We start from the raw sequence: 9,091 nt of genomic DNA on the forward strand, positions 1-9,091 counted from the left end.
CGGGGCGGTCGGCGCCGGGGCGGCCGGCGCGGGCGCGGCGGGCTTCTTCGGCTGCGCCAGGGCCGGCGCGGCCGCGAGGCCGAGGCCCGCGAGGCCGAGGAGGGCGGCGCGGGCGAGCGTCGCGGTGCGGGTGAAGGACATCGGCTCTGACCCCTTGGAAGAGACGTGGTGTGGCTGGCAGGATGCGGAGCCGGCCTGGCGGCAGGTCCGCCGGAGCGTCCGGCTGCCCGCCGCGTTGGCGCGCCGCCCGGAACTCCGGATGAATCGGTCCGGCCATCGGGCGGGACGGGCGCCGTCTGCGCGCATCCCTCTCCCCGGCGACCGGGCGGCCTGCCTTTCCCCTCGAATGAGGCGAAGGCATGACACCGCGGCCGGGGAAGCTGTCGGAACCGTCCCGACCGCGCCCGGCCCCCGATAGGCTCCCATCCGCCCGGCCGCAAGCGCGACGTTGCGCGGCCGCTCTTAGCGGTCGGTTAACCCTGTCGGGCCGAGATGATAGGCGTTCTGCAGGATCGGCGGGGGCGGCGGGTTTGAGCGCGTTGGCGGTGGCGGAGTGGGCGGCCGACGCCGCACCGGACGCGTCCGCGCGATCCGAGGACGCGCCGGACGGCCTGTTCGGACGCCTGTCCGACGGTCTCGCGACCCGCTTGTTCGCCGCCGCCCTGACGGGCCCGCAGCGCACCCTCCTGCGTGATTCGGGAGACCGGGTCGCGTGGTGCGGGCGCCCGTCCATCACCTGGACCTACGCGGCCGCCGCCGAGATCGTCGGTCGACTCGCCCGCGGGATCGGCGCGTGGCGGCTCCCGGCCGGCAGCCGGATCGGGCTGTGGTATTCGGGCGGTGCCGAATCGGCCCTCGCGCACCTCGCCGTCGAGGCGGCCGGCCACCTGCCCTGCGCGATGCCCGCCCTCTGGGACGAGGCGGAACTCTCCGCCGGGATCGAGGCCGCGGGCCTCGTGGCCGTGCTGACGGAGGGCCGCCGCGGCGCGCGCCGGCCCGCCGAGGACCTCACCCGCGCGGCCATGCGCCATTTCGCCCTGCGCTACCTCGCGGCCTTCGGCCCGAGCGTGCCGGACGGCGTGATCAGCCTCGACGCGATGGCCCTGGAGCGGGGCGTGGTCGAGCCGGCGCCGGGGCGCGGCCTCGTCACCTTCGCGGGCGGCGATCCCGGCCGGCCGGTCTACCGCACCGCCGCGGCGCTGGCGGCGGCGGTCGCCGCCCATCTCGACGCGCTGCCCCTGACCGCGGACGAGCGGGTCCTGACGCTCCTGCCCGGCCACGACCTGCGCGGCCTCGTGACCGGCCTGGGCACCGCCCTGGCGGCCGGCGCCGGTCTGGAGACCGTGCTGCCCTTCGACGAGACCGGGTTCCGCGCCGCCCTGCTGCGGCCGGTGCCGACCCGGCTGGTGGTCCCGGCGCGGGTCGAATCGGCCCTCGCCGCCCTGCCGCTGCCCTGGACCGTCCGGGTCCTCGACGTGGTCCACCGCGCGCCCGCCCGGCTGACCCCGCGGGGCGCCGGGCCCGCGGGCCCGCAGCGCCTCGATTCCCTGGTCTTGGGCGAGGCGCTCGTGCTGACCCGCCCCGGCCCGGACGACCTCGCCGCGACCCTGGCCGAGCCCGGGCAGGCCTTCCTGCCCCGCGATCTCCTGGACCTCGCCGCCGGCGCCGATGGCGACCTCGCCTGCCGGGGGGTAGCCTGCGCGGCCTCCCCGCTCGCCCGCGGCGCGATCCCGGCGACGGACCCCCTGGCGTGGCGGAGCACGGGCTTCCGCCCGCTCCGCGCGGACGGGCACGCGGACGGGGTGGTCGCGGCGATCGCCGCCGTCGCCACCGGCCCCACCGCCTGAACGGCGGACGATCGCCGGTTCATCCGGCACTCAGGCGGCGCGGATAATCTCGCATCTGCACACGAACCGACGGATCCGATCCGCCTCCTCGCGGGTTCTGCATCGGATTGTCGTGACGGCTATCTTTCCAAGCCGTCCGGGATGGAGTACCGCTCAAGCTTATGGGTGCGCTGCAACAAGTGCTCGTGGTCGACGACGGCGTCCGCGCCGTGGACCGGTCCCTCTCGGGCGAGCTGGCCAGCCTCGGATACGCGAGCGTGACTGCCTCGATGGAGGCGGCCGACGACGTCCTGACCGTGATCGCCCGTCCGGCGGCCGTGCTGCTCCAGGCGCCCACCCGCCGGAATCCCGCCTACGCCCGCCGCGCGGCCCGCCTCCGCGGCCAGCTGCGCGAGCGCGGCATCCCGGTGATCCTCATCGGTGATTCGGGCGAGGCCCGAGGCGGCGGCCCGGTCGATCTCGCGACCCGGCTCGGCGCCTACGTCGCCGCCCAGCCGGATCTCTGAGGCACGCCCCGGCGCGCGCCGAGGTCGCTGCGTCCGGGCGCCCGCGCCGGGACCGAGTCCGCCTCCGGCAATCGCCGTCCGACCGCTCCCCGTCACTGCCCGTGCCGCGCGCCCCCTCTCTCGCGCGGAAGAGGTCGCGGCTGGCGAGAGACGATCGGGAGCGGTCCTAGCGCGCCGCGCGCATCAGCTCCGGCGCGCCGATTCGGGGCAGCACGCCCTCCCGCATCACCAGGCGCCGCAGCGGTCCGAGCTGCGTCATCGCCAGCAGGCCGAGGCCGCGCAGCGCGTCGACCGGCAGCAGATCGGTGAGCAGGCTGCGGTTGAGGAGATCGACCGCGGCGGTGCGCGCGGCCGTGTCGACCCGGCGCGCCCGCGCGTAGCCGTCGAGCACGGCGCGCGAGCCGGGATCGCGGCGGTCGCGGGCGGCGGCCAGCACCGCGTCGCGCAGGGTCGCGGCGTCGCGCAGGCCGAGATTGAGCCCCTGCGCGCCGATCGGCGGGAAGACGTGGGCCGCCTCACCGATCAGCGCCAGCCGCGGAGCCACCGGGGTCGCCACCGCGAGGCCGCGCATCGGCACGAGGCCGCGGGGGCCGTCGACCCGCATGGCGCCGAGCATCGCCCGGGCCTGCCGCTCCACCGCCTGCCCCAGCGCCGCGTCGTCGAGGGCGGCGAGCCGCCGGGCCGCCCCCTCCCCGGTCACCCAGACGAGGCTGGACCGGTGGCCGCCGGGCAGCGGCACGAGGGTGAAGGGCCCCGACCGGGTGTGGAACTCGGTGGAGACGTCGCGGTGCGGTCGCGCGTGGGCCAGGATCGTGGTGATGGCGCTCTGCGGGTAGGTCCAGTCGCGCACGCGGACGCCGCTGGCGGCCCGCAGCGGCGAGCGGGCTCCGTCGGCCCCCACCACGAGCCGGGCCTCGACGGCACGCCCGTCCGCCAGCGCGACGCGCGCCGCCGCCTCGCCGGGCATGGCGCCGGCGGCGTCCGCCTCGACCAGGGTGAGGTTGTCCTGCGCCCGGGCGCGAGCGCGCAGGCTCTCGACCAGGCGGGCGCTCTCGACGTTCCAGCCGAAGGCGTCGAGGCCGATCTCGGCGGCGCGGAACCGCGCCGGCGGCGGCCGGAACAGGCTGCCGGTGTCGTCGACGATCTGCAGCGTGCAGAGCGGGCTCGCGTGCGGCGCCACCGCCTCCCAGGCGCCGAGCGCGTCCAGGAAGCGCACCGACCCGTCGAGGAGCGCGACGGTCCGCCCGTCCGCCACCGGGGCGTGGCGGCCGACCAGCGCCGTGGGGATGCCCTCGCGCGCGATCGCCAGCGCGGCGGCGAGCCCCGCGGCACCGGCCCCGACCACGGCGACCGCGAACGGCGCGCCGGCTTCTTCGATCTCGGCTCCTTCGGACATGCTGCCCCGCACGATCTCCGCTCGTTCCCGTGCCGGCCGGACCTCGCTCGCCGGAGGCCCGGGAGAAGGCCGGCGCGTCTCCCGCGCACGGCACGTGCCCGTATCTGAGCTTTCGGGTATCTCTGCCAAGCCCGATCCGCGAAGGCCACAGCGCCGCAGCCCGGAGGCGCTCATGCCGGTGCGATTCGGTCCGACCTCCAGCTTCGCCGCCGTGGCGCCGCGCTACGACGCCACGCGCCGCATCCCGGAGGCGCATCTCCACGCCTGCTACGACCGGCTGATCGCCGCCGGCCTGTTCCCGGCGCGCGGCCGGATCTGCGACGCGGGCTGCGGCACCGGCCAGATCTCCCTGCCCCTGGCCGGACGGGGCTACGCGGTCGCGGGCTACGACATCGCGGTCGAGATGGTGCAGCGTGCCCGGGCGAAGCTGCCGGCCGGGCTGGACGCCCTCTACGCGGTGGCGGATGTCCGCGCCCTGCCCGAGGCGGATCGCGCCTGCGACGCGGTGGTCGTCTCCAAGCTGTTCATGCACATCGCCGACTGGCAGGCAGCGGTCCTAGAGCTGATCCGGGTGGCGGGGCCCAGCGCGCCGATCGTCCACCTGCGCGACCGGGGCGCCTACGGCACGGCGGTCCGCCGCCACTTCACGGCGCGCCTCCGCGCTGCCGGTTTCGCGCGGCTGTTCCTCGGGCCCGATCCCGCCTCCGGCGCGGAGCTCGTCGCCTTCCTGGCCGCCCGGGGCTGGTCGCCGGTCCCGGTGGCGACGGCGGATCTCGCGTGGCGCTTCGACACGTCGGCCGCCGAGACCCTCCGGGGTCTGCGCGAGCGGATCTTCGCCGAGTTCTGGTACGTGCCGGAGTCCGCCTACGCGGCGGCCCTGGCCGAGACCGAGGCCTGGGCGGCGGCCGAGCCCGGCGGCCTCGACCGTGCCGAGACGATGACGGCCCATCTCGCGGTGGACCTGTTCCGGGCCGGCGGCTGACTCTTCGGCTGACTCAGCGCAGGAACGCCGCCAGCTCCGAGACAACCGCGTCCGGCCGCTCCTCCTGGAGGGTATGGCCGCAATCCAGTGCCCGGCCCGAGACGTCGGTCGCCTTCTCGCGCCACGTCTCCAGCACGTCGTAGGTCCGGCCGACCACGCCCTTGGCGCCCCAGAGCGCCAGCAGCGGCGCGGTGATCCGGGCCTCGGCATCGGCCGCGTCGTGCTCCAGGTCGATCCCGGCGGCCGCCCGGTAGTCCTCGCAGATCGCGTGTCGGCAGGCCGGGTCGGAATAGCAGCGCAGGTACTCGGCGAAGAGTTCCGGCGGGGTCGAGCCGGGGGTCTTCGACTGGCCCTCGACGTGGTGGCGCAGGAAGTATTCCGGGTCGGCCCCGATCAGCGTCTCCGGCAGGGGATGAGGCTGGATGAAGAAGAACCACCAGAAATAGCGGGTGGCGAAATCCTTGTCGGTGCGCGCGTACATGGTCGCGGTCGGCGCGATGTCGAACACGGCGATCCGCTCCACCGCCCGGCTGTGGTCGAGGGCGAGGCGGTGGGCGACCCGGCCGCCCCGGTCGTGGCCGACCACGGCGAACCGGTCGTGGCCGAGCGCCCGCATCACCGCCACCGCGTCGGCCGCCATGGCGCGCTTGGCGTAGCTGGCGTGGCGCTCGCCCCCCGGGGGCTTGGCCGAATCGCCGTAGCCGCGCAGGTCCATCGCCACCACGGCGTGCCGCTCGGCGAGGCGCGGCGCGACGTGGAGCCAGGTCGACAGGGTCTGCGGATGGCCGTGCAGGAGCAGCACCGGCGGCCCGGACCCGGCCGAGCGGGCGTTGATCGTCACGCCGGGCGCGGTCTCGATCCGGTGCCGGTCGAAACCCGGCAGGAAGTCGCGGGCCATGGATTCGGTCTCCGGATTCGGTCTCCATCCTGCCGCACTGGCGCGCCGGGATGCACCGGATGATAAGGCGCCTCCGGCACCATGTCCGCCGAACCGCCATGACAGATGCACGCGCGACTCAGGACCCGGCCTTGAAGGATTCCGACGCGGCCGAGGCGCCGGCGGCGGAGGCCGCCCCCGCGCCTGCCGTCGCCCCGCCCCTGCGGCCGAGCATCCTCGACCCGCTCTTCGCGCCGGCCCGCGCCCTGCCGGGGATCGGGCCGAAGATGGCGCCGCTCATCGAGAAGCTGCTCGGCACCCCCGAGCGCGAGGCCCGGGTCGTGGACCTGCTGTTCCACCTGCCCCAGGGCGGCGTGGCGCGGAAGTTGATGGGCTCGATCAGCGAGGCCCCCACCGGCGAGCCGGTGACGATCGGCGTCACCGTGGTGGCGCACCGCCCGGCCCAGGCCGGGCCCGGCCGGCGCCCGCACCGGGTGCTGGTGGAGGATGCCTCCGGCGACATCTCCCTGGTCTTCTTCGGCATGCCCCGCGCCCGGGTGGAGAAGATGCTGCCGCTCGGGTCGCACCGCTACATCACCGGCCGGATCGACCTCTGGGACGGCACCCGCCAGATGGTCCACCCGTCGCGGATCGTGGACGAGGCGGGCCTCGCGGAACTCCCGGCGGTCGAGCCGGTCTACGGCGCCACCGAGGGGCTGACCTCCCGGGCGATCAACAAGCTCGCGGTCGCGGCCCTCGACCGGCTGCCGGTCCTGCCGGAATGGCAGGACCCGGCCTGGCTGGAGCGGAACCGCCTGCCCGCCTTCGCGGACGCGCTCCGCCTCGAGCACCGCCCCGAGGAGGCGCCCCCGAAGGCCGAGGACCCGCTCCAGCCGCCGCCCGCGACGCCGTCCCGGAAGCGGCTGGCTTACGACGAGCTCCTCGCCTCGCAGCTGGCGCTCGCCCTCCTGCGCGCCCGCCAGCGGCGCAAGGCCGGCCGCGTCAATGCCGGCGACGGCGCCCTGAGCGGGCGCCTCGAGGCCGCCCTCCCCTTCGCGCTGACCGGCGCGCAAGGCCGGGCGGTGGCGGAGATCCGCGCCGACCTCGCGGCGCCCCGGCGGATGCTGCGCCTGCTCCAGGGCGATGTCGGCTCGGGCAAGACCGCGGTGGCCCTTCTCGCCATGGCCTCGGCGGTCGAGGCCGGGCGTCAGGCCGCCCTGATGGCGCCGACCGAGATCCTGGCGCGGCAGCATTTCGAGCGGCTGAGGCCGCTGGCCGGCCCCCTGCGCCTGCGCCTGATGACCGGCCGCGACCGGGCCGCGGAGCGCAAGGCGACGCTGGCCGACCTCGCCGCCGGCGAGATCGACATCCTGGTCGGCACCCACGCCCTGTTCCAGGAGGCGGTGACGTTCCGCGACCTCGGCCTCGCGGTGGTGGACGAGCAGCACCGGTTCGGCGTCCACCAGCGCCTCGCGCTCGGCGCCAAGGGCGAGGCGGTGGACTTCCTGGTCATGACCGCGACGCCGATCCCCCGCACCCTGGCGCTGACCTTCTTCGGCGACATGGACGTCTCGATCCTCGACGAGAAGCCCGCCGGCCGGCAGCCGATCCGGACGATCACGCTGCCGACCGAGCGGATCGACGAGGTCGTGGCCGGCCTCGCCCGGGCGATCGCCGGGGGCGAGCGGGTCTACTGGATCTGCCCGCTGGTGGAGGAATCGGAGTTCGTCGACCTCGCCGCCGCGGCCGAGCGCTTCGACGATCTGCGGAAGCACTTCGGCGACGCGGTCGGGCTGATCCACGGCAAGATGCCGGGCCCCGAGAAGGATGCCGCCATGGCCCGGTTCGCCGCCGGGGAGACCGAGCTCCTGGTCTCGACCACCGTGGTGGAGGTCGGGGTCGACGTGCCCGAGGCCACCATCATGGTGATCGAGCACGCGGAGCGGTTCGGGCTGGCGCAGCTGCACCAACTCCGCGGCCGGGTCGGGCGCGGCTCGAAGGCCTCCTCGTGCCTGCTGCTCTACCGGGGGCCCCTCGGGCAGGTGTCCCGGGCCCGGCTGGAGATGATGCGCGCGAGCGAGGACGGCTTCCGCATCGCCGAGGCCGACCTGAAGCTGCGCGGCGAGGGCGAGGTGCTCGGCACCCGGCAATCCGGCATGGCGGCGTTCCGGCTGGCCCGGCTGGAGAGCGACGCCGCCCTGCTGGAGGCCGCCCGCGACGACGCGCGGATGATCGTGGAGCGCGATCCCGGCCTCAAGAGCCCGCGGGGGCAGGCGCTGCGGGTGCTGCTCTACCTGTTCGAGCGGGAGGCCGCGATCCGGCTGATCGGGGCCGGATGAACGGTTTCCTGAACGGATTCGTTCAGGAAAGTCCGGCCTTCCTGAACGGCCGGATCCGGAATCGCCGCCGCGCGACCGGATCGGTACTCCGATGCGCCGATGTCACAGGCTCTCTGAAAAGATATTTATTTTCAATGGTTTGAGAGGATCGCGCGGAAGCTTGGCGGCGCCGGGCGGGCGGTCCGGGAGGCTCCGGACAGGCCTTGTGACCTTGCATCAGCCATATTCTTCCCTTAACTGGAGATGAACGAATGGCCCGGTAAGCCGGGACATCACGGACGAATCTGGAGGACGGACATGTCGAACGGACTGTTCCAAGGCCTGCCGGGCTCCCACGAGATGGCCGGTGCCCACGCCCTGCCGACCGAGCCCTGGCTGCTGCCGATCTCGGATCGCGCCGCCGAGGCGGCGGGCAAGACCGCGGACGAGCTGCAGGCCGCCGTGCGTCGGGCGTCCCGGCCCTTCTGGCTGGCCGCCAACGGGCTCTGCATCGCGCTGGGCCTCGCCCTGACCCTGCAATGCGCCTCCGGCTGGGGCCCGACGGCGCCCCGCAGCGCCGTGACGGTCGCGCAGGCGACGCCGCCGACCATCGCGCCGCAGACCGCCTCGCTGCAGCGCTGAGCCGACAGCAGTCTGATCATTTCAGGGCCGTCCCGCGCGCGCGGGGCGGCCTTTCTCGTGGACGATGGCCGCCAATCCCACGGCCTCCCTCAACCCGAGGGGCGGTGAGATCGGCGCGCAGGAGGCCTGGATCGCGCGTCGGCGCCTCGGGACGGACCCTTGAGCGGACCGGAGGTCGTCCCTGCTTCGACGGTTCCGGTCGGCACTGCCGTCATGGCGAGCGCATCGAAGCGATCCAGGGCAGCGGGACGTCCTGAACCGTGGCGCGACACGGGGTGGCTCCGGCCGCCGAGACGGCGATGAAGCCGGCGGACCGCTGGGCCGTCCGCAGGGTGGCCGCCACGGCGTTGGGGCGGCCCCGGCCCCGACCACGGCGACCGCGAACGGCGCGCCGGCTTCTTCGATCTCGGCTCCTTCGGACATGCTGCCCCGCACGATCTCCGCTCGTCCCCGTGCCGGCCGGACCTCGCTCGCCGGAGGCCCGGGAGAAGGCCGGCGCGTCTCCCGCGCACGGCACGTGCCC

Annotated in this window: 7 protein-coding genes; 5 read left to right on the top strand and 2 right to left on the bottom strand. The window is 75.3% G+C overall.

The features are described from left to right. Positions 1–530 precede the first annotated feature (530 nt). A complete protein-coding gene (locus ACLBYE_RS27865; protein ID WP_447696654.1) occupies positions 531–1,847 on the top strand; it encodes an AMP-binding protein in 1,317 nt (438 codons plus the stop codon). 161 nt (positions 1,848–2,008) lie between these two features. Next, positions 2,009–2,353: a hypothetical protein gene (locus ACLBYE_RS27870; RefSeq protein ID WP_020093275.1), complete on the top strand. Its 345-nt coding sequence runs from the start codon at positions 2,009–2,011 to the stop codon at positions 2,351–2,353. Positions 2,354–2,519: 166 nt separating this feature from the next. On the opposite strand, the gene ACLBYE_RS27875 is transcribed toward ACLBYE_RS27870, so the two are convergent. Further along, positions 2,520–3,749 (bottom strand): UbiH/UbiF family hydroxylase, encoded by a 1,230-nt coding sequence (locus ACLBYE_RS27875; protein WP_447696655.1) that lies wholly within the window; start codon positions 3,747–3,749, stop codon positions 2,520–2,522. Positions 3,750–3,921: 172 nt separating this feature from the next. On the opposite strand from ACLBYE_RS27875, the gene ACLBYE_RS27880 reads away from it, so the two are divergent. Then, on the top strand, positions 3,922–4,731 hold the full coding sequence (locus ACLBYE_RS27880) for a class I SAM-dependent methyltransferase (RefSeq protein ID WP_447696656.1): 810 nt from the start codon (positions 3,922–3,924) through the stop codon (positions 4,729–4,731). Between the two features lie 13 nt (positions 4,732–4,744). On the opposite strand, the gene ACLBYE_RS27885 is transcribed toward ACLBYE_RS27880, so the two are convergent. Further along, positions 4,745–5,629 carry an alpha/beta fold hydrolase gene (locus ACLBYE_RS27885; protein WP_447696657.1) on the bottom strand — a complete coding sequence of 295 codons (885 nt, stop codon included), beginning with the start codon at positions 5,627–5,629 and terminating at the stop codon, positions 4,745–4,747. Between the two features lie 98 nt (positions 5,630–5,727). Here ACLBYE_RS27885 and recG point away from each other — a divergent pair, with 98 nt between their 5' ends. After that, a complete protein-coding gene (gene recG, locus ACLBYE_RS27890; protein WP_447696658.1) occupies positions 5,728–7,947 on the top strand; it encodes an ATP-dependent DNA helicase RecG in 2,220 nt (739 codons plus the stop codon). A 297-nt stretch (positions 7,948–8,244) separates the two neighbouring features. Beyond that, complete coding sequence (locus ACLBYE_RS27895) at positions 8,245–8,568, top strand: hypothetical protein (protein ID WP_012318646.1); 324 nt, start codon at positions 8,245–8,247, stop codon at positions 8,566–8,568. Positions 8,569–9,091: the final 523 nt, after the last annotated feature.

The organism is Methylobacterium sp. A52T (assembly GCF_053346095.1).

Coding starts and splice junctions, on each gene's coding strand:
- ACLBYE_RS27870 (WP_020093275.1), top strand. CDS start 2,009: ATGGGTGCGCTGCAACAAGTGCTCGTGGTCGACGACGGCGTCCGCGCC.
- ACLBYE_RS27875 (WP_447696655.1), bottom strand. CDS start 3,749: ATGTCCGAAGGAGCCGAGATCGAAGAAGCCGGCGCGCCGTTCGCGGTC.
- ACLBYE_RS27880 (WP_447696656.1), top strand. CDS start 3,922: ATGCCGGTGCGATTCGGTCCGACCTCCAGCTTCGCCGCCGTGGCGCCG.
- ACLBYE_RS27885 (WP_447696657.1), bottom strand. CDS start 5,629: ATGGCCCGCGACTTCCTGCCGGGTTTCGACCGGCACCGGATCGAGACC.
- recG (WP_447696658.1), top strand. CDS start 5,728: ATGACAGATGCACGCGCGACTCAGGACCCGGCCTTGAAGGATTCCGAC.
- ACLBYE_RS27895 (WP_012318646.1), top strand. CDS start 8,245: ATGTCGAACGGACTGTTCCAAGGCCTGCCGGGCTCCCACGAGATGGCC.